General features: G+C 70.1%; 14 protein-coding genes. 11 read left to right on the forward strand and 3 right to left on the reverse strand.

Annotated features, from left to right (window positions below; genetic code table 11):
- Positions 1-461: 461 nt before the first annotated feature.
- Genes J9315_RS07170 through J9315_RS07180 form a run of 3 tightly spaced genes read right to left on the reverse strand, consistent with a single transcriptional unit; the run spans position 462 to position 5,174 of the window.
- A complete protein-coding gene (locus J9315_RS07170) occupies positions 462-3,035 on the reverse strand; it encodes a DUF3488 and transglutaminase-like domain-containing protein (RefSeq protein ID WP_232623620.1) in 2,574 nt (857 codons plus the stop codon).
- Positions 3,032-4,180: a DUF58 domain-containing protein gene (locus tag J9315_RS07175; RefSeq protein WP_198499011.1), complete on the reverse strand. Its 1,149-nt coding sequence runs from the start codon at positions 4,178-4,180 to the stop codon at positions 3,032-3,034. The genes J9315_RS07170 and J9315_RS07175 overlap by 4 nt, the downstream gene beginning before the upstream one ends.
- A gap of 4 nt (positions 4,181-4,184) precedes the next feature.
- A complete protein-coding gene (locus J9315_RS07180) occupies positions 4,185-5,174 on the reverse strand; it encodes a MoxR family ATPase (protein WP_198499010.1) in 990 nt (329 codons plus the stop codon).
- Positions 5,175-5,571: 397 nt separating this feature from the next.
- Here J9315_RS07180 and mraZ point away from each other — a divergent pair, with 397 nt between their 5' ends.
- The 11 genes from mraZ to murC all read left to right on the forward strand — a co-directional run bounded on the left by mraZ (position 5,572) and on the right by murC (position 19,281).
- Entirely contained in the window at positions 5,572-6,003 is a 432-nt protein-coding gene (gene mraZ, locus J9315_RS07185; RefSeq protein WP_040342214.1) for a division/cell wall cluster transcriptional repressor MraZ, read from the forward strand.
- Between the two features lie 205 nt (positions 6,004-6,208).
- The gene (rsmH, locus tag J9315_RS07190; RefSeq protein ID WP_198499009.1) at positions 6,209-7,171 is read left to right on the forward strand and encodes a 16S rRNA (cytosine(1402)-N(4))-methyltransferase RsmH; all 963 of its coding nucleotides are present in this window, start codon (positions 6,209-6,211) and stop codon (positions 7,169-7,171) included.
- Complete coding sequence (locus J9315_RS07195) at positions 7,168-7,710, forward strand: hypothetical protein (RefSeq protein WP_232623619.1); 543 nt, start codon at positions 7,168-7,170, stop codon at positions 7,708-7,710. Before rsmH ends, J9315_RS07195 begins: the two co-directional genes overlap by 4 nt.
- Positions 7,711-7,772: 62 nt before the next feature.
- Entirely contained in the window at positions 7,773-9,539 is a 1,767-nt protein-coding gene (locus J9315_RS07200) for a penicillin-binding protein 2 (RefSeq protein ID WP_198499008.1), read from the forward strand.
- The gene (locus J9315_RS07205) at positions 9,539-11,077 is read left to right on the forward strand and encodes a UDP-N-acetylmuramoyl-L-alanyl-D-glutamate--2,6-diaminopimelate ligase (protein ID WP_249121054.1); all 1,539 of its coding nucleotides are present in this window, start codon (positions 9,539-9,541) and stop codon (positions 11,075-11,077) included. The genes J9315_RS07200 and J9315_RS07205 overlap by 1 nt, the downstream gene beginning before the upstream one ends.
- A 1-nt stretch (position 11,078) precedes the next feature.
- Positions 11,079-12,545, forward strand: a complete 1,467-nt coding sequence (murF, locus tag J9315_RS07210; RefSeq protein ID WP_198499006.1) for a UDP-N-acetylmuramoyl-tripeptide--D-alanyl-D-alanine ligase — start codon at positions 11,079-11,081, stop codon at positions 12,543-12,545.
- Positions 12,542-13,633 (forward strand): phospho-N-acetylmuramoyl-pentapeptide-transferase, encoded by a 1,092-nt coding sequence (gene mraY, locus J9315_RS07215; RefSeq protein ID WP_198499005.1) that lies wholly within the window; start codon positions 12,542-12,544, stop codon positions 13,631-13,633. Before murF ends, mraY begins: the two co-directional genes overlap by 4 nt.
- Positions 13,623-15,158 carry a UDP-N-acetylmuramoyl-L-alanine--D-glutamate ligase gene (murD, locus tag J9315_RS07220; protein WP_198499004.1) on the forward strand — a complete coding sequence of 512 codons (1,536 nt, stop codon included), beginning with the start codon at positions 13,623-13,625 and terminating at the stop codon, positions 15,156-15,158. Before mraY ends, murD begins: the two co-directional genes overlap by 11 nt.
- A 1-nt stretch (position 15,159) precedes the next feature.
- Entirely contained in the window at positions 15,160-16,773 is a 1,614-nt protein-coding gene (gene ftsW, locus J9315_RS07225; protein ID WP_198499003.1) for a putative lipid II flippase FtsW, read from the forward strand.
- 1 nt (position 16,774) lies between these two features.
- Complete coding sequence (locus J9315_RS07230; protein WP_198499002.1) at positions 16,775-17,878, forward strand: UDP-N-acetylglucosamine--N-acetylmuramyl-(pentapeptide) pyrophosphoryl-undecaprenol N-acetylglucosamine transferase; 1,104 nt, start codon at positions 16,775-16,777, stop codon at positions 17,876-17,878.
- A 2-nt stretch (positions 17,879-17,880) separates the two neighbouring features.
- Complete coding sequence (gene murC, locus J9315_RS07235; protein ID WP_198499001.1) at positions 17,881-19,281, forward strand: UDP-N-acetylmuramate--L-alanine ligase; 1,401 nt, start codon at positions 17,881-17,883, stop codon at positions 19,279-19,281.

The raw sequence follows: 19,281 nt of genomic DNA on the forward strand, positions 1-19,281 counted from the left end.
CGCGGTGTGCGCCAGTTGAGGCTGAAATGGCCAGTCCTTGTCATGGCCATCTCGGTTTGGCCTGGCGCAAAGTCGAGGTGGGCGAGTCGAGTGGCTGCGGGGAGGTCTCGGAGAGATGCCGCCGACTCCGCGCACAGATGCCGCTGGTCCGACACGCTGACTTTCGTCGGCAGCTCTGTCCGGGCCGGAGGGCTCAGGTAAAGAACTGAGCCCTCGAAACGCAGGTGAGCCCAAACGGTGGCGGGAAGCCGGACGGGGCAGGCCGAACGGCGGGGAGGCGGGCGGCGGCGCGGAAGCGCTGACCCCTACGCGGAGCGGCTTGTCCGCTGCGGAGCGTCGTGGACTCCGCGCGGCTGCGCTTGACCTCCGCGGAGCGCCGAATCATCGCCGTGCACAGGGATGATTCGGCGCTCCGGGTAGTGGTCGATCGCCGTTATGGTCGGTCGACGCGCGGCGGGCGGTCACTTCGGGGGAGTGAAGATGCTCGCCGGCCAGATCTTCGCGGTGATCCGGCTGCCGGGCGTCGCATGCTCGGACAGATCCGTCTGCACCTCGTCGATGACGGCCTGCGCCTCGGCGGGGGAGAGGTCCGTGGCCTGCGCCCCGTAGCGCTGCGCCTCGAGGGCGTCGATGAACGCCGACAGCGCCGTGTCGTCGTGGCGGCGGATGCCGGAAGCTGACGGAACCGGGCTGCGCAGAGCGTCGAGGCCGAGCGCCGACGGGGGCCGTCCCGCAGCCGAGCCGCCGGGCGCGCCTGCGCTGTCCGAACCGGCCGCCGCCTGACTTGCAGGCACGCGCCCGTCCTCGGTGCGGCCGTGACCCGGACCAGACGGTCCCAGCGTCCCGGCACCGGCTCCGACATCGGCACCGGCGCCTGCAGCACCGGCGCTCGAGACCCCGGCAACCCCGGCCCGGTCAAACCCGGTGTCCCCAGCCCCACCGGAAGTCCCGGCACCCGTCTCGCCGCGGGCGGCGCGAGCACCCGCCTCGGCGACGGCAGGACCGCCGGCGAGGACGAGTTCGTTGTGGCGGAGGGTGCGGCTCGGATCGAGGCTCTGACCGTAATCGGTCGCCAGTGCCCTGATCTCCGTCCACACGTTCTCGAGGTCGACCGGAGAACCGGTGCGGCGACGGCGCTGGAGCACCCGCCACAGCGCGGGAATCGCGAGCAGCAGGAGGATGAGGACGGCGATGATGACGGCCCACATCACGGTGCCGAGATTCGAGTTCGCCGGCTCCGCCGCCGCATCCGTCGCCTCGGTGGTCTGTCCCTCCTCGGTCGCCGGGGCGGCCTCGGACGCGCTCTCCGTCGGCTCCGCGGTCGGGGTGGCGGATTCGGTGGTCTCCTCGTTCGCCTCATCGGCGCTGCCGTCGGCGACGGTCCACGCCGGGGGAGCCCCGGCCGGTCCGCCCGGAGTGGGCTCGAAGCGCACCCAGCCGACACCGTCGAAGTAGAGCTCGGGCCACGCGTGGGAATCCTGCATCGAGACCTGGTACTCGCCGCCGTTCTCCGTGCCGGAGGCGAAGCCGACGCCGATCCGGGCGGGAATGCCCAGGGTCCGGGCCATGATCGTCATCGCCGAGGAGAACTGCACGCAGTACCCGCGCTTGTCGACGAGGAAGTCGGAGATCGCGTCCCCGCTGGCCTCCTCCGGGGCGTCGAGCGAGTACTCGAACTCGCCGCTGCGGAAGTACGCCTGGAGCAGCACGGCCGCCTCCCACTGGTTGCTCGCCCCGGCGGTGACCTCGTCGGCGGTGTCGCGCACGCTCTGCGGCAGGGTCTCGGGCACTTCGAGCTCGGTCTCGAACTCCGCGGAGTTGACCGGGGTCGCCGACTGCATGACGCTGACATCGGGTTCGATCGACAGGTAGTCCATCGAGTAGTCGAGCCCGCCCGAGCGTTCCCCGTTGCCGACGATCGTCAGCGAGGACTCGTCGTAGATCCACCGGCGGTCGAGTCCCTCCGGCTGCTGCGGGGCGTAGGGCGTCGGCAGGTACTGCTGATCGTACTGGCCGATCGAGAAGTCGATGCGCTGCTCGGAGTAGCCCTGGTTGCGCGGCAGACCCTGCGGCCACGGCAGGCCCTCGGCGGCGATCGCGAACTGGTCGAGCCCGAACGGCGTCGGCGCCCAGGTCTGCCCGTCGAAGGAGTTGATCGACGTCAGGCGGATCGGCTCGGGGTTCTCCGCCGTCGTCGTGTACGTGAACAGCGTCGAATCGTCCCGGGCGCCGAGGTCGGCGCGCAGGTCGAGGAACGGATTCGTCACCGTGAGGTCGCCCTGGTTGTTCGACGCGCGGTTGGGCAGCGTCGGGACCTGCGGCAGGAGCATCGGCAGGGCGATCCCGAGGATGATCGCGACCGCGCCGGCGACGACGGCGGTCAGCCCACCCCGCCACTTCGCCTGCGGGAAGTAGGGGCTGAGCATGAGGAGGAGGAACGCGGCGAGGATCGCCGCGATGTGCCACCACCGCACCTGGGCGGGGGCGAAGAACACCGGGATCATCCACAGCACGAGGAGGAGGACGCCGCTGACCTTCGGGGCGCCGAGGTCGGAGACGAGTCCGTCGATGAGGATCGTGATGAGCGTGAACGCGATCGTCAGCATCGCCGTGAAGCCGGGCGTGCTCTCCGCCGGCGGGGTCGAGGCGTAGAGGTCGCTCACCCCGGCCGAGAGGAGGTCGATGACGGCGACGAACGACTCACCGGTCGGGATGATCCCTGCGAGCAGTGTGTCGGGCGCGCAGAGGACGAGGACGGCGATGACGCCGACGATGCACTGCGCGATGACCGCGGTGCCGGTGGCCTTGAGCCCCGGGATGCTGCGGAAGACCGCCCCGACGAGGACGATGAGGAAGACGGCGACGAGGACCGGCAGCAGCCAGTCGAAGTCGGAGAAGACCGCGGAGAGCCCGATGGCGGTGAGCACCATGGCGACGAACACCGACAGCGACTCGAGCCACGTCGAGGAGCGCTGCCGCTCCTCCTGCACAGCACCGGGCTGCCCGACGTCGGGCTGCATGACGTCGGCGCTCATCGCACGACCCGCTTCGAGTCGAAGGTCGTCCAGGATTCGGGCAGGTCTTCGCTCAAACCGAGCATCGTCATGTCATCGATCTCCGAGAGGCTGCGGACGGTGATGGGGATCCGGCGCGTGAACTGCGCGGCCATCGCCTGGGCGCGGGCGTCATCGGCGGCGCAGATGACGACGTGGTTGGGGTTGTCGTGGGAGGGCAGGTGGGCCGGTCCCGGTTCGACGAGCGCGGTGAGCAGGCGCAGGCGGTCGACGTCGCGCGGGCCCCGGAACCGGAGCTCATGGCCGGGGGTGATCATGCAGACCTCGTAGTCCGCGCGGAGGAAGGCGACACCGGCGGCGGCCGCCGCGGCGAGGAGGAACTCCTGCTCGAGGTCGTCCGGGGGCTCCTCGGCGCCGACGAGATCGACGACGATGAGCGCGTGGAGCGTCTCCTCCTCGGCTTCGTGGCGGACCATGAGCTCACCCGACTTCGCCGTCGTCGGCCAGTGGACGTGGCGCAGATCGTCGCCGGGCACGTACTCCCGGGTGTGGAAGTCGCGGGTCGTGTGGCCCGAGCGGATCTTGCCCTCGTCGAGGCGCGCCGGTCGGTTCGCGGTGTCCCCGGGGATCCGGGCGCCGAGGGAGGGCACGGCCACGGCGATCGGCTGCGCGCCGAGCACCTTCTTCTTCGCCGTGACGAGGCTGAAGGGACCGGCGACGGTGACGAGCACCGCCTCGATGCCGCTGAGGCCGCGACGGTTCGGGGTGAAGGAGGTGACGACGTTCTGCGAGCGGCCCCCGGCCAGCGGCGGCACCTCGCCGACGGTCGAGTCGCCGAAGCCGTCGGCGGCGACGAAGTCGATCGTCGACGCAGGCACCGCGAGGTGACCGGTGTTGCGGACGACGGCGTCGATCTCGACCTCCTTGCCCTCGGGCGCCAGCGGGTAGCGCTCGTCTCCGGGTTGGAGCCGGACCTCGGGCAGGGGAGTGTGCAGGGTCACCGAGATCCGGCGCGTGCCCCAGCCGATGAGGGCGGCGGAGAGGCCGACGAGCCCGATGAGGAGCAGTCCCGCCGGGAGAAGGCCGGGCAGAGCGAACCGGTAGGCGCCGACGATGAGCGCGGCTCCGGCGATGATGAAGATGATTCCCGAGGTCGAAAGCCGCATGCCGTCACTGATTCGTCGAGACGGGCACTCGCGCGAGCACGCGGGCGATGAGGTCGGCCGCGAGTTCCGAGTCGTCGCCGTCGCGCGGGATGATGCGGTGGGCGAGGATGAAGGGCGCGAGCGCCTGGATGTCGTCGGGCGTGACGAAGGTTCGACCCGACAGGGCGGCCCTGGCCTTCGCGGCGCGCAGCAGGTGGACGCCGCCGCGCGGCGAGGAGCCGAGCACGATCGCCTGGTCATTGCGCGTCGCCTGGAGGATCGCGACGATGTACTCGCGCAGCGCCGGGCTCGCCGAGACGTGGCGGACGATGTCGCGGGCCTGCTTGATCTGCTCGAGGCTCGTCACCGCCTGCGCCGCGGTGAGCGGATCGTGCTCGATCTGGTTGTCGAGCAGGTCGACCTCATCGGCCGTCGACGGGTAGCCGAGCGAGATGCGCGTCATGAAGCGGTCGCGCTGGGCCTCGGGCAGAGCGTACGTGCCCTCCATGTCGATGGGGTTCTGAGTGGCGACGACGATGAACGGCGAGGGCATCATGTGCGTCTCGCCGTCGATCGTCGCCTGGCCCTCGGCCATGCACTCTAGCATCGCCGACTGCGTCTTCGGGGACGCGCGGTTGATCTCGTCGGCGATGATGATGTTGGCGAACACGGGACCGCGGCGGAACTCGAAGTGCCGGGTCTCCTGATTGAAGAGGTTGACGCCGACGACATCGGTGGGCAGCAGGTCCGGAGTGAACTGGATGCGGCGCACCGAGCCGTCGACGACCTTGCCCATCGCCCGCGCGAGCAGGGTCTTGCCGACGCCCGGCACATCCTCGAGCAGCACGTGGCCGCCGGCGAGGAGGGCGATGAGGGAGAGGCCCACGGCCTCGTCCTTGCCCTCGAGCACTGAGTTCATCGCAGTGCGCGCCCGTGATGTCAGCTGCTGTACCCACTCGATGTGCTCGGCACCGATGACTGAATTGGTCTGTGTGGCTTCCTGGCTCGTCGACATGCGTCCATTGTCCCTTATTAGGGGCCCGGTCCGCACACGGGCGCCTCTCAGGATCTCCGGCCTCCCCACTTCCCTCCCCACCGCCCTCCACCACCTCCTCCACTTCGCCCCACCGGATTCCCCACATTCCTCCCCACGTCGCCCCACCTCGGCGACGATCCCCGGATTCTCGGGGCAGAGGTGCGCGCCGAGGCGGTCGTCCGAGTCCGAGATCGCCCAGTTCAGGACCCCCGGAGACGCGCGGACGGGAGATTTCTTCCACTTTCCTCCACGGGTCTGACCTGGGCTTTTATAGGGTTCACAGGCGAAAGTGGGGTCAGGTGCTGGAATGGGTGGAGGGAAGTGGAGTACTGTGGTTGCTATCGGAGCCGATTGGTTTCGAAAGGGGTGAGACGACATGTTCTTGGGCACTCATATGCAGAAGCTCGACGACAAGGGTCGCCTCATCCTGCCCGCGAAGTTCCGCGACGAGCTCTCGCCCGGACTCGTTCTCACACGTGGCCAGGAGAACTGCCTCACCCTGTTCCCCACCACGGAGTTCGAAGCCGAGCACGAGCGGATCCAGAACGCGCCGAAGACGAACAAGGAGGCACGCGACTACCAGCGCGTGTTCCTGTCAGCGGCCTTCGCAGACCAGCCGGACAAGCAGGGACGGATCACCGTTCCGCACATATTGCGGCAGTACGCATCACTCGACCGGGAAGTCGCGGTGATCGGCATGGGAAACCGAGTCGAGATCTGGGATGCCCCGACATGGGAGGAGTACCTCGTCGGCGCGCAGCAGGCCTTCGCCGAACGCGAGAACGAGGTGATCCCCGGAGTGATCTGATTCTGCTCGGGCTCGATCCTTGCCCGCCGTGCATGGGGTTTCGGGGCACTTCCCCGGTTCCGAAGCACACCAGTCCTGACACACTTCCCCGGTGCCAGGGCCACGGCGGACAAGGTTCCGGCTCCAGCAGGACGCCCGGCCGGCAGGCCGGTCGACGCAGCCAGCCGCCGACGCACACCGACGACCACGCACGAAGGGCCCGACCATGAACGCACAGCATGTGCCAGTGCTCCTGGCCCGCGTGGTCGAGCTCATCGGCGTCGGCGTCGCGGCGGCCCGGGCACAGGGCATCACCCCCGTCGTCGTCGACGGCACGCTCGGCATGGGCGGTCACGCCGAGGCGGTGCTCACGGCCTTCCCCGACGTCCACCTCGTCGGCCTCGACCGCGACCGGGACGCCATCGCGATCGCGAGTGCTCGCCTGCAGCCGTTCGCCGACCGCACCGACATCGTCCACGCCGTCGACGACGAGCTCCCGAGCGTCCTCGACGACCTCGGGATCGAGGCGATCAGCGCGATCCTCCTCGACCTCGGCGTCTCCTCCCTCCAGCTCGACGAGGACGAGCGCGGATTCTCCTACTCCCGTCCGGCGCCGCTGGACATGCGGATGGACCAGACCCAGGCACTGACCGCCGCCGAGGTGCTCGCGACCTACTCCGAAGCCGACCTCCGTCGCATCCTGAAGGACTACGGCGAGGAGAAGATGGCCGGGAAGATCGCGAAGATCATCGTCGCCGACCGCGCGGAGACGCCGTGGACGACCTCGGATCAGCTCGCGGCGATGCTCACCCGCGTCCTGCCCGACACGAAGAAGCGCTCCCACCCGGCCAAGCGGACGTTCCAGGCGCTGCGGATCGAGGTCAACGACGAACTCGGGGTGCTGCGCACCGCGCTGCCGGCAGCGCTCGAGGCCCTCCACCTCGGCGGCGTTGCCGTCATCGAGTCCTACCAGTCGCTCGAGGACACGATCGTCAAGAAGATCTTCCGCGCCGGCACCCACACCCAGGCCCCACCGGACCTGCCCGTCGTGCCCGAGCACATGCAGCCGTGGCTGCGGGAGATCGTGCGCGGCGCCGAAGTCGCCGATGAGGAAGAGGCGGAGAGCAATCCCCGCGCCAAGAGCGTGCGCCTGCGCGCCGTCGAGAAGATCAGGGAGGCACAGCCGTGAGTCACGCCCCAGCCGTCACCCGGCCACAGCACCGCACACCGGCGACGACGACGCCGGCCCCGCGCCTGCGGCTGCTGAAGTTCGAGCTGCCGAAGTCGAAGCTGCCCTTCTCGCTGCTGTGCCTGGGCATCCTCGTCACCGCTCTCGTCGCCGTCCTCCTGCTCAATATCTACATCTCCAACACCTCGTACCAGATCGATCAGCTGGGGGCGCAGAAGGAGCAGCTCGCCGAGGAGAAGGACCGCCTCGTCGAGGACAACTCCTACCGCGAGTCCCCGCAGAACATCGCGAAGGCCGCCGAGGAGCTCGGACTCGTCCGCGACACCTCCCCGGAGTTCCTCGACGCGAAGACCGGGAAGGTCATCGACGCCCCGCCGATCGACGAGAGCGGAGACAAGGAGCCGGCAGTTGTGCCCGGCCCGCGCGCCGATACCAGGGATGACCTCCGGCCCAATCTACGATCGGATGAGACGTTGCCCGTCGTCGGCGGCAGCCCGAGCAAGGACATCGCGCCTCCCGCGCAGGTCGCTCCCAAGTGAGCGGCACGTACGGCAGGCGACGGCAGTGACAGAGATTTGAGCCGATGAGGTAAGGACGAAGTATGGCCCCGCGGACACGCAAGGCGAAGAAGACTCCCAACCTCCGTCGCCGTGTCGCGGTCATCGCAGCCTTCTCGGCTCTCGTCCTCGTCATCACCGGCGTGCGCCTCATCTCGATCCAGGGCATGGATTCGATGAAGCTCGCCGAACAGGCACTCGCCAACCGCCTCGTCACCCGCACCCTGCCCGCCGACCGCGGTCAGATCGTCGCCTCCGACGGCACCGTGCTCGCCGACAGCGTCTCCCGCTACCAGGTCGTCGCCGATCAGCAGAACGTCGCCCAGTACAAGGTCGACGGCAAGCTCGTCGGCGCGTGGGGGGCCGCCGAGGCGCTCGCCGGCCCTCTCGACACCGACCCGGGTCTCCTCTATCCCGAACTCGTCGGGGACAAACGATGGAACCCGGTCGCCAAGGGCCTGACCTCGGAGACGTGGCGGGAGATCGACGACCTCGGCATCCTCGGCATCTCCGCCGAGGAGTACGCGGTGCGCTCGTACCCGTCCGGGGCGATCGCCGGCAACCTCGTCGGGTTCCTCAGCTCCGACGGCCAGGCGCAGGCGGGACTCGAGCTCTCCTTCGACGAGGAGCTCAGCGGCCGCGACGGCAAGCAGCAGTACGAGCGCGGCGCACGCGGGGAGATCATCCCGCTCGGCGACAACAACATCGAGAACGCCGTCGACGGCTCCGGCATCCGCACGACGATCAACCCCGCGGTGCAGTACTACGCCCAGCAGGCGATCGAGGAGCAGGTCAAGGCCCGCAAGGCCGAATCCGGCTCGATCGTCATCGAGGAGATCGGCACCGGCAGGATCATCACCGCCGCCGACGCCCCGACCGTCGACCCGAACAACCCCGGCAAGGTCGACGGGGATGATCGCGGTTCGCGGATCTTCACCGACGTCTTCGAGCCGGGGTCGACGGCGAAGATGGTCACCGCCGCTGCCCTCCTCGACCAGGGACTCGTCACTCCCGACCAGGAGTTCACGGTCCCCGACACGTGGAAGGCGCCCAACGACGAGGAGTTCCGCGACTCCTCCCCGCACCCCGATCAGAAGCTCACGTTCGCCGGCATCCTCGCCGAATCCTCGAACACGGGAACGATCCTCGCCGGTCAGGCGCTCACCGAGGCCCAGCGCTACGAGTACCTGAAGAAGTTCGGCTTCGGCTCGAAGTCCGCGGTCGGCTTCCCGGGCGAGACCGGCGGCATCCTCCACCCCTACGCGGACTGGGACGGACGGACGAAGTACACGGTGATGTTCGGACAGGGCATGGCCGCGAACGCCCTGCAGACCACCTCGGTGATCGCGACGATCGCCAACGGGGGAGTGAGCGTTCCCGCCCGCCTCGTCGACGGCACGATCTCGCCGTCGGGCAGGACCATCCCGGTGCCCGCCGGAGAGCCCACGCGGGTCGTCAGCGAGAAGGCCGCCGACCAGACCCTGGCGATGCTCGAGGGCGTCGTCGCCGAGGGCACCGGCAAGTCGGCGGCCGTGTCCGGCTACCGGGTCGCCGGCAAGACGGGCACCGCCCAGGCACCGGCCGCCGACGGCAGCGGCTACGACGGCTACACGGCCTCGTTCGTCGGCGTCATCCCCGCCGAGGACCCGAAGTTCGCGATCTCCGTGACTTTGCAGCGTCCCCGCGACGGCTACTACGGTGGTACCGCCGCCGCGCCCGTGTTCTCCGACGTCGCCGGCTTCGCGATGCGGCACTACAAGATCCCCCCATCCACGGAACAGCCCCAGCTCCCGCCACGAGAATGGAAATGATGCGCATCTCCCAGCTGCTCCCCGCAGCCCCCGGCACGATCCACGGCGACCCGGAACGCGAGGTCGCCGGGGTCTCCCACGACTCGCGCACCGTCGCCCCGGGCCAGCTCTACGCCGCCCTGCCCGGCGCGAACGTCCACGGCGCCCGGTTCGCCGCCGACCTCGTCGCCCGCGGGGTCACGGCGATCCTCACCGACCCCGCCGGCTGGGAGATCATCGGCACGGACGTGCCCGACGACCAGCTCGCCGAGGTGACCGGGCTCGTCGTCGATGACCCCCGGGGCGTGCTCGGCTACGTCTCCGCCGCGATCTACGGCACCTCGGTGACCCCGGAGCTCCTCGGCGTCACCGGGACGAACGGGAAGACGACGACGACGTACCTGCTCGCCGGTCTGCTCGAGGCGCTCGGCCGGCGCACCGGGGTCATCGGCACCGTCGCGACCCTCATCGCCGGCACCGCGGTGCCGAGCGTCCGCACGACCCCCGAGGCTCCCGAACTCCACGCCCTGTTCGCGAAGATGCGCGCCGCTGACGTCGACACGTGCGCGATGGAGGTCTCCTCGCACGCGCTCACCCAGCACCGCGTCGACGGCGCCCACTTCGCCGTCGCCGGCTTCACGAACCTCTCCCAGGACCACCTCGACTTCCACCATTCGATGGACGAGTACTTCGCGGCCAAGGCCCTGCTCTTCACCCGCGCCTTCTCCGACCGTGCCGTCATCGTCATCGAGGACGCCTGGGGGGAGCGGATGGCCGAGGCCGCGCAGATCCCCGTGCGCACGCTCGGCCGCGACGACCGCAGCGAACTGCGCATCGACCACGTGCCGGGGGAGTCCGACTTCACCCTCCGCCTCGGCGACGGGACGCAGATCCCCCTGCGCTCACCGCTGCCCGGTGACTTCAACGTGACGAACACCGCGTTGGCTGCGGCCATGCTCGTCGAAGCCGGTCTCGCCCCCGCCGACATCGCGGAGATCGGCCGGACCTTCACCGCCGCCGTGCCCGGGCGCATGGAGATCATCGACGTCAACCAGGCACCGGCGACCGGGCTGCCCCGGGCGATCGTCGACTACTCGCACACCCCCGATGCCATCGAGAAGGCCCTGGCCTCCCTCGACGCCGACAGCGATGAGCTCGTCCTCGTCTTCGGCGCCGGCGGCGACCGCGACCCCGGCAAGCGCTACGGCATGGGTGAGGCGGCGGCGCGCGGAGCCGATGTGATCGTTCTCACCGACGACAACCCGCGCACCGAGGATCCCGCCGCGATCCGAGCGGCCGTGCGGGAGGGAATCGATGCGGCTGTCGCGTCCGGCGACGCGCGTGTGAAGAAGGTCATCGAAATCGCCGATCGGGGCGAGGCCATCGACTCGGCGATTGCGACAGCAGACCCTGCAACGACCGTGCTCATCGCGGGCAAGGGGCATGAAACCGGCCAGACCATCGGCGCCGTCGTCACCGAATTCGACGACCGCACCCGGACACGCTCGGCGCTGACTGCGCGACTCGGCGGTCCGGAAACGGGTAAAGTTCACAGTTGATATGAAGCGACTGAGTGCAGCCGACATCGCAACCGCCGTCAACGGCGAGTTGTACGGCGTAGACCCCGAATCCCTGTTGAGTGCCGGAGTCGTCACCGACTCCCGCGAAGTCGGACCCGGCGACATCTACGTGGCCCGCCGCGGCGAGAACGTCGACGGCATCGAGTTCGCCGCCGCTGCCGTCGAGGCCGGCTCCGCACTGATCATCGGCGAATCCGTGCCCACCGTCGACGACCAGCCCCTGCCCACCGTCCTCGTCTCCGACGCCACCGAGGCGCTCGGGCGGCTCGCGAGTGCGAGCGTCGAGGCGCTGCGGGCCTCCGGTGAGCTCACCGTCATCGCGATCACCGGCTCCGTCGGGAAGACGACGGTCAAGGACCTCGCCGCCGATCTCCTCGCCGGTGAGGCCCCGACCGTGTGGCCCCCGAACTCGTACAACAATGAGGTCGGGGTTCCGCTCACGGCCCTGCGCGCCGATGAGGAGACCCGTTTCCTCGTCCTCGAGATGGGCGCCCGCTCGATCGGCAACCTCGCCTACCTCACGAGCCTCGTCCGTCCTGACATCGCCGTCGAGCTCGCCGTGGGCACCGCCCACTCCGGTGTGTTCGGGTCGATCGAGAACACGGCCCGGGCGAAGGCCGAACTCGTCGAATCCCTCATCGCCGGCGGGACGGCCGTGCTCAACGCCGATGACCCCCGGGTCGCGGCGATGCACGAGGTGCTCGCCGCTGACGTCGAGACGCTGTGGTTCTCCCAGCGCGAGTCGCTGCCCGACTGGGTCGGGACCGACGACGCCGTGGTGCGGGCGACGGGAGTCTCCACCGACGCCTCCGGCCACTCCTCGTTCCTCCTCCACCTGCCCGGTGAGGAACCGCAGGAGGTGCGCCTGGCCCTCGTCGGCGAACACCACGTCGGCAACGCCCTGGCCGCTGCGGCCGTCGCGTCCGCCTGCGGCGTCGGCGTGAAGTCGATCGTCACGACGCTCGCGACCTCCTCGGCAGCGAGCCGGTGGCGGATGGAGCTCATCGACTCGCCGACCGGCGTCACCGTGCTCAACGACGCCTACAACGCCAACCCCGAATCGATGCGCGCCTCGCTCAAGGCGCTCGCGGCGATGGGCCGCGGCGACGAGGAGTCCCGCCCCCGGCGGACCTTCGCCGTGCTCGGGGAGATGCTCGAACTCGGCGACGAGTCGATCAGCGCCCACGCCGACATCGGCGAACTCGTCGTCCGTCTCAACATCACCCGCACCATCGTCGTCGGCGAGGGCGCCAAGCCGATCTTCAACGCCGCGAACCTCGAGGGCTCGTGGGGCAACGAGGCGACGTGGGTGGCCACGGTCGCCGAGGCGAAGGACCTGCTCACCGCAGAGCTCGCCGCCGGCGACATCGTTCTGTTCAAGTCCTCACGTGATGCCGGCCTGCGGTATCTCGGGGACGACATCGCCGGCGTCTCGGGGGCCCAATGATCGCGGTGCTGCTCGCGGCCTGTGTCGCACTCGTCCTCGCGCTCGTCGGGACCCCGCTCTTCATCCGGGTCCTCGTCAAGCGCGGCTATGGTCAGTTCGTCCGTGACGACGGTCCGACGACGCACGCGACGAAGCGCGGAACCCCGACGATGGGCGGTGTCGTCATCATCGGCGCCGCGATCATCGCCTACCTGCTCGGCCACCTGGTCACCGGTTCGGTGCCCACCGCCTCGGGACTCCTCGTCCTGTGGCTGGCCGCCGGCCTCGGGATCGTCGGCTTCCTCGACGACTTCATCAAGATCAGGAAGCAGCGCTCCCTCGGTCTGCGCCCCGTGCCGAAGCTGCTCGGCCAGGCCTTCGTCGGCATCTCGTTCGCCGTCATGGCCCTCCAGTTCCCCAACTCGTTCGGGGAGACCCCGGCGTCGACGAAGATCTCCTTCATCCGGGACACGAACCTCGATCTCGCCTTCGCCGGCGGCGCCGTCGGCCTCGTCCTCTTCATCATCTGGGCGAACCTCATCGTCACCGCCGTGTCGAACGCCGTCAACCTCACCGACGGCCTCGACGGCCTCGCTGCCGGCGCCTCGGCCGTCGTCTTCGCCGCCTACGTCGTCATCGGCACGTGGCAGTCGACGCAGAACTGCAATCTCATGTCCGAGGCGACGAACGCGTGCTACTACATGCGCGACCCCCGCGACCTCGCCATGGTCGCCGGCGCCATGGCCGCGGCCTGCTTCGGCTTCCTGTGGTGGAACACCTCTCCCGCGAAGATCTTCATGGGCGACACCGGGTCGCTGGCGATCGGCGGCGCCATCGCCGGCCTGGCGATCATGTCCCGGACCCAGCTGCTCCTCGTCGTCCTCGGTGGCCTCTTCGTCATCATCACCCTCTCGGTGATCATCCAGGTCGCCTCGTTCAAGACCACCGGCAAGCGCGTCTTCCGCATGGCGCCCCTCCAGCACCACTTCGAGCTCAAGGGCTGGGCCGAGGTGACGATCGTCGTCCGGTTCTGGATCATCGCCGCGCTCTTCGTCATCGCCGGAGTCTGCCTCTTCTACGCCGAATGGGTGGCGCGCATTGGCGGATGACCTCGCAGCCGACTACCCGCTGGCCGACCGGATCCCCGCGGCCCTGAGCGGACCGACGTCGTCGCTGGCCGGGCTGCGGATCCTCGTCACCGGCTTCGGCGTCACCGGGTTCCCCGCCGCCGTCCACCTCGCCGAACGCGGCGCCGAGGTGGTGCTGGTCGACGGTGACGCGACGAAGGACATGGCGGAGAAGACCGCGATCCTCGAGGTCTTCGACGTCGACATCCGCCGCGGACCCGAGGCCGTGGCCGGACTGCCCGAGGGCACGTTCGACCTCGTCGTCACCTCACCCGGATGGACCCCGGACCAGCCGGTGCTCGCCGCGGCGATCGCCGCCGGCATCCCCATCATCGGGGAGGTCGAACTCGCGTGGCGGATCCGCGGGACGAACGACGCGGCGTGGCTGGCGATCACCGGCACGAACGGGAAGACCACGACGACGACGATGCTCGAATCGATGCTGCTCGCCGCGGGACTGCGCGCGAAGGCATGCGGCAACATCGGCGCCCCGCTGCTCGAAGCCGTCCTCGAACCCGGACTCGAGGTGCTCGCGATCGAGCTCTCGAGCTTCCAGCTCCACTGGGAGTTCTCGATGTCGGCGACCTCCGCGGTCGTCCTCAACCTCGCCCCCGACCACGTCGACTGGCACGGCAGCGTCGATGCCTACGCCCGCGACAAGGCGAAGATCTACGAGCACGTCCGCGATGCCTGCGTCTACAACGTCGCCGATGCGGCGACGAAGACGATGGTCGAGAACGCCGAGGTGGTCGCCGGGGCCCGGGCGATCGGCTTCACCACCGGGATCCCCGCTCCCGGCGAGCTCGGCGTCGTCGACGACCTCCTCGTCGACCGCGCGTTCATCCCGCAGCGCTACACGGCTGCCGCCGAGATCGCCTCGCTCGCCGACGTCGCCCGGGCCGCAGGCACCCCCGGACAGCGTCCCGCCGACCACCAGATCGCCAATGCGCTGGCCGCCGCCGCCCTCGCCCGCAGCATCGACGTGCCCGGCCAGGCGATCGCCGCGGGCCTTAAGAACCATGCCCTCGGCGCCCACCGCATGGTCACCGTGGCCGAGACCGACGGCGTCCGCTGGGTCGATGACTCGAAGGCGACGAACACCCACGCCGCCGCGGCGTCGCTGGCGAGCTTCGACCCCATCGTGTGGATCGCCGGCGGCCTGCCCAAGGGCGCGGACTTCACCGAGCTCTTCGCCGCCAACGCCGACCGGCTCAAGGCGCTCATCCTCATCGGCGTCGACGACGCGGCGTTCCGCGCGGCCGCCGCCGCAGGCGCCCCCGATCTCGACATCGTCCGCATCGACCCGCTGCCCGAGGACGCGGCGGCCGACCCCGCCGTGCGCGGCGCCGCCGTCATGGACGCCGCGGTCGCCGCCGCCGCGACGATCGCCGTCCCCGGTGACACCGTCCTGCTCGCCCCCGCCGCGGCGAGCATGGACCAGTTCCTCAACTACAGCACCCGAGGCGAGCTCTTCGCCCACGCCGTCGAGCAGCTGCCGGGACGCTGACATGGGACGGCAGAGCACGACGCGACGCCGGCCGAGCGCGGCTTCGGCTCCGGTCGACGCCCCGACCAGGACCGACCCGACGTCCGCGCCGACGACCTCCGCGGGCGGGACGGCGCCGAGCGGGACACCGCGTGCGAAATCGCCTGCCGCGAAGACACCTGCCGCGAAGAAGCCCACAGCCAAGAAGCCCGCCGCGAAGAAGTCTGCCGCGAAGAAGCCCCGAGCGGCGATGCCCTGGGCGAAGAAGTCGAGCGCGAAGAAGTCCAGCGCGAAGACGACCACCGGCGGGCAGGCACACGTGACGGGCGCACCCGTCTCCGGGACCGCCTCGGCGGCGGAGACGACATGGCGACGCGGGATCCCCGGCAAGCAGCTGCTGCGGGCCGTCGTCGCCGAATACCGGACGATCTCCGCGAACCCGCTCGCGACGTACTACCTCATCCTCATCTCCGTCGTGGCGCTGACCGGCCTCGGCCTCGTCATGGTGCTCTCGGCCTCCTCGATCACGTCGTACGACGGGGGAGAGGGCTCCTCGTTCGAGTACTTCAACAAGCAGGCGGGCTTCGCGGCCGTCGGCTTCGCCCTTCTCATCGCCGCGTCCTTCGTGCCGCTGAGCCTGTGGAAGAAGCTCGCGTGGCCGGCGATCGGGCTCGGGGTGCTCATGCAGGCCGCCGTGTTCATCCCGGGCTTCGGCAAGGAGACGAAGGGCAACGCGAACTGGATCCAGATCGGCTCCTTCCAGCTCCAGCCCTCCGAGTTCCTCAAGATCGCCCTGGCCGTGTGGCTCGGCTGCGTGCTCGCGAACAAGTTCGGGAAGATGACGACGTTCACGCACGCGATGATCCCCGTCGTGCCCGGCATCGCCGTGGCCATCGGCCTCGTCGTCGCCGGCAACGACCTCGGCACCGCGCTCGTCCTCATGGCCATCGCCCTGGCCTGCCTCTTCATCGGCGGCTTCCCGATGAAATACTTCCTCCTCCTCATCGGCGGCCTCGGGGCGGTCACCGCGTTCTACGTGCTCAGCTCCGAGAACCGGCTCAATCGCCTCGCCCTTGCGATCACCGGGCACGCCGACCAGGCGGCGATCGACACGACGGGTCAGGCATGGCAGTCCAACCACGGGCTCTTCTCCCTCGCCTCCGGCGGCTGGTTCGGCGTCGGCCTCGGGGCGAGCCGGGAGAAGTGGTCGTGGCTGCCCGAAGCGCACAACGACTTCATCTTCGCCATCATCGGCGAGGAGCTCGGCCTCGTCGGCACGATTCTCGTCCTCCTCGTCTTCACCGTCCTCGCCTTCGGCCTCATCCGCGTCATGCTGCGCGCTGAGAGCCTGTTCGCGAAGATCACCACGGCAGGCCTCTTCGCATGGCTCATCGGCCAGGCGGCCATCAACGTCGGCGTCGTCGCCGGACTCCTGCCCGTCATCGGGCTGCCCCTGCCGTTCGTGTCCTACGGCGGATCCTCGATCATCGCCTCCCTGCTCGCCGTCGGAGTCATCCTCTCCTTCGCGCGCACGGAGAAGGGTGCCGCCGAGGCGATCCGCGCCCACAAGGACCGCGTGCGGTCCTCATTCGCCGTCCTGGCCAGGAGAGCTCCCGGCCGGAAGAAGAAGGAGTGAGATGACGACGAGCATCCTGCTGGCCGGTGGCGGCACCACCGGCCACATCTCGCCGATGCTGGCCATCGGCGAGGAACTGCGGCAGCGCCTCGACGGCGCCGACGTGTTCGCCCTCGGCACCGCCGACGGACTCGAGACCTCGATCGTGCCCGCCGCCGGGTTCGAGCTGCTGACGATCGACAAGGTGCCGATGCCGCGGCGGCTCACCCCCGGTCTCCTGCGCTTCCCGAAGTCGTTCGCCGACAACATCGCCGCCGTGCGCCGGATCATCGCCGAGCGCGGTGTCGACGCCGTCGTCGGCGTCGGCGGCTACGTGTGCCCGCCGGCCTACCTCGCCGCGAAGCAGGCGAAGGTGCCCATCATCATCCACGAGGCGAACGCGAAGCCGGGAATGGCGAACCGCCTCGGCGCGATGCTGACGAAGCCCGGACGGGTCGGGGTGACGTTCCCCGACACGACGCTGAGGAACTCGGCACTCGTCGGGATGCCGATGCCCGCGCAGATCTCCACCCTCGATCGCAGCGACCCCGGCGTCCGCGCCGCCGCCCGGTCGGCGCTCGGCCTGCGGCCCGACCTGCCCGTCCTCGTCGTCACCGGCGGCTCCTCGGGGGCCCAGCGGATCAACGAGGCATTCGAGGAGGCGGCCGCGGCATGCCAGGCCGCCGGCATCCAGGTCCTCCACATCACCGGCGCCGGCAAGGGCGAGGCCCTGCGGCAGGCCACGGCCGAGCTGCCCGACTACCACGTCGTCGACTACGTCGACGGCATGGAGAAGGTCTACGCGGCCGCCGACCTCCTCGTCGCCCGGTCCGGGGCCGCCACGGTCGCCGAGACGACCGTCGTCGGGGTCCCGGCGATCTACGTCCCGCTGCCGATCGGCAACGGCGAACAGCGGCTCAACGCCGCCTCGAGCGCGGCCGCCGGCGGTTCGCAGATCGTCGACAACGCCGACTTCACGGCGGCGACGGTCACCGACGTCGTCCTTCCGCTCATCGCCGATGAGGCGCGCCTTACGCAGATGAGCCGCGCCGCCAGAGGCCTCCATTACCCCACCGACGCCGCGGCCACGATGGCCGACATCACGACCGCCGCCCTGAGAGGATGACCATGAGCCAGACCGAGATCGTCCCCGTCACCGAACTGGGAGCCGTCCACTTCATCGGCATCGGCGGGTCGGGCATGTCCGGGATCGCCCGGATCATGGCGATGAACGGCGTCGCGGTCTCCGGCTCCGACGCCAAGGAGTCCGCCGTCGTCGACATCCTCCGCGCCCTCGGCGCCCGCGTCGACATCGGCCACGATGCCGACCATCTCGGCGATGCCGACACCCTCGTCGTGTCCTCGGCGATCCGGGCCGACAACCCCGAACTCGTCGCCGCCCGCCAGCGGGGCCTGCGGATCCTCCACCGCTCCGGGGCACTGGCCTCCCTCATGGCCGGGCGGACCGCCGTGGCCGTGGCCGGCACCCACGGGAAGACGACGACGACGTCGATGACGACCGTTGCGCTCCAGGCCTGCGGGCTCGACCCCTCGTTCGTCATCGGCGGGGTGCTCTCGACGACGGGCACGAACGCCCACCTCGGCACCGGTGACGTCTTCGTCGCCGAGGCGGACGAATCGGACGGCTCGTTCCTCCTCTACGAACCGGCGATCGGGATCCTCACCAACGTCGAAGCCGACCACCTCGACCACTACGGCACCGCGGAGAACGTCCGGCAGGCCTTCGTCGACTTCACCGCCGGCATCGGCGCCCGCGGCGGCACCGTCATCGCCTGCGCCGACGACCCCGGCTCCCGGGACGTCGCCGAGGAGGCCCGCCGGCAGGGCACCGCCGTCGTCCTCTACGGCACCGCGGACGACGCCGACATCCGCATCGTCGACCTCGTCTCGGGCCTCGGCTCGGAGTTCGGGCTCGTCATCGCCGGTCGGGGGACTCCGCTGCCGATCACCCTGCGCCAGCCCGGCGCCCACAACGCCCGCAACGCGACCGCCGCGGTCGCCGTCGCCCACGCGCTCGGCGCCGACGTCGAGAAGGCCGCCGCCGGACTCGCCGGCTACGGCGGCACCCGCCGCCGCTTCGAGGAGCGGGGGATCGCGGCCGGCGTCCGGGTCATCGACGACTACGCCCACCACCCGACCGAGCTGCGCGCGGTGCTCACCGCCGCCCGCGGGGTCGTCACCGACGAGGGACGCGTGTGGGCGGTGTTTCAGCCCCATCTCTACTCGCGCACCGCGGAGTTCAAGGCCGAGTTCGGGGAGGCCCTCGGACTCGCCGACGAGGTCGTCGTCCTCGACGTCTTCCCGGCCCGGGAGGACCCGGTGCCCGGGGTGACCGGCAACCTCATCGCCGAACGCGTCCCCCACTCGCATGTCACGTTCCTCGAATCCTTCGCCGACGCCGTGCCCTTCGTCGCCGAGCGGGTGCGCCCCGGCGACCTCGTGCTCACCGTCGGCGCCGGCGATGTGACGATCCTCGGCCCCGAGATCCTCGCCGCCCTGGAGAAGTGA

The sequence above is a fragment of the Brevibacterium sp. W7.2 genome, assembly GCF_018137945.1.
Lineage (GTDB): Bacteria > Actinomycetota > Actinomycetes > Actinomycetales > Brevibacteriaceae > Brevibacterium > Brevibacterium sanguinis.

Coding starts and splice junctions, on each gene's coding strand:
- J9315_RS07170 (WP_232623620.1), bottom strand. CDS start 3,035: ATGAGCGCCGACGTCATGCAGCCCGACGTCGGGCAGCCCGGTGCTGTG.
- J9315_RS07175 (WP_198499011.1), bottom strand. CDS start 4,180: ATGCGGCTTTCGACCTCGGGAATCATCTTCATCATCGCCGGAGCCGCG.
- J9315_RS07180 (WP_198499010.1), bottom strand. CDS start 5,174: ATGTCGACGAGCCAGGAAGCCACACAGACCAATTCAGTCATCGGTGCC.
- mraZ (WP_040342214.1), top strand. CDS start 5,572: ATGTTCTTGGGCACTCATATGCAGAAGCTCGACGACAAGGGTCGCCTC.
- rsmH (WP_198499009.1), top strand. CDS start 6,209: ATGAACGCACAGCATGTGCCAGTGCTCCTGGCCCGCGTGGTCGAGCTC.
- J9315_RS07200 (WP_198499008.1), top strand. CDS start 7,773: ATGGCCCCGCGGACACGCAAGGCGAAGAAGACTCCCAACCTCCGTCGC.
- J9315_RS07205 (WP_249121054.1), top strand. CDS start 9,539: ATGCGCATCTCCCAGCTGCTCCCCGCAGCCCCCGGCACGATCCACGGC.
- murF (WP_198499006.1), top strand. CDS start 11,079: ATGAAGCGACTGAGTGCAGCCGACATCGCAACCGCCGTCAACGGCGAG.
- mraY (WP_198499005.1), top strand. CDS start 12,542: ATGATCGCGGTGCTGCTCGCGGCCTGTGTCGCACTCGTCCTCGCGCTC.
- ftsW (WP_198499003.1), top strand. CDS start 15,160: ATGGGACGGCAGAGCACGACGCGACGCCGGCCGAGCGCGGCTTCGGCT.
- J9315_RS07230 (WP_198499002.1), top strand. CDS start 16,775: ATGACGACGAGCATCCTGCTGGCCGGTGGCGGCACCACCGGCCACATC.
- murC (WP_198499001.1), top strand. CDS start 17,881: ATGAGCCAGACCGAGATCGTCCCCGTCACCGAACTGGGAGCCGTCCAC.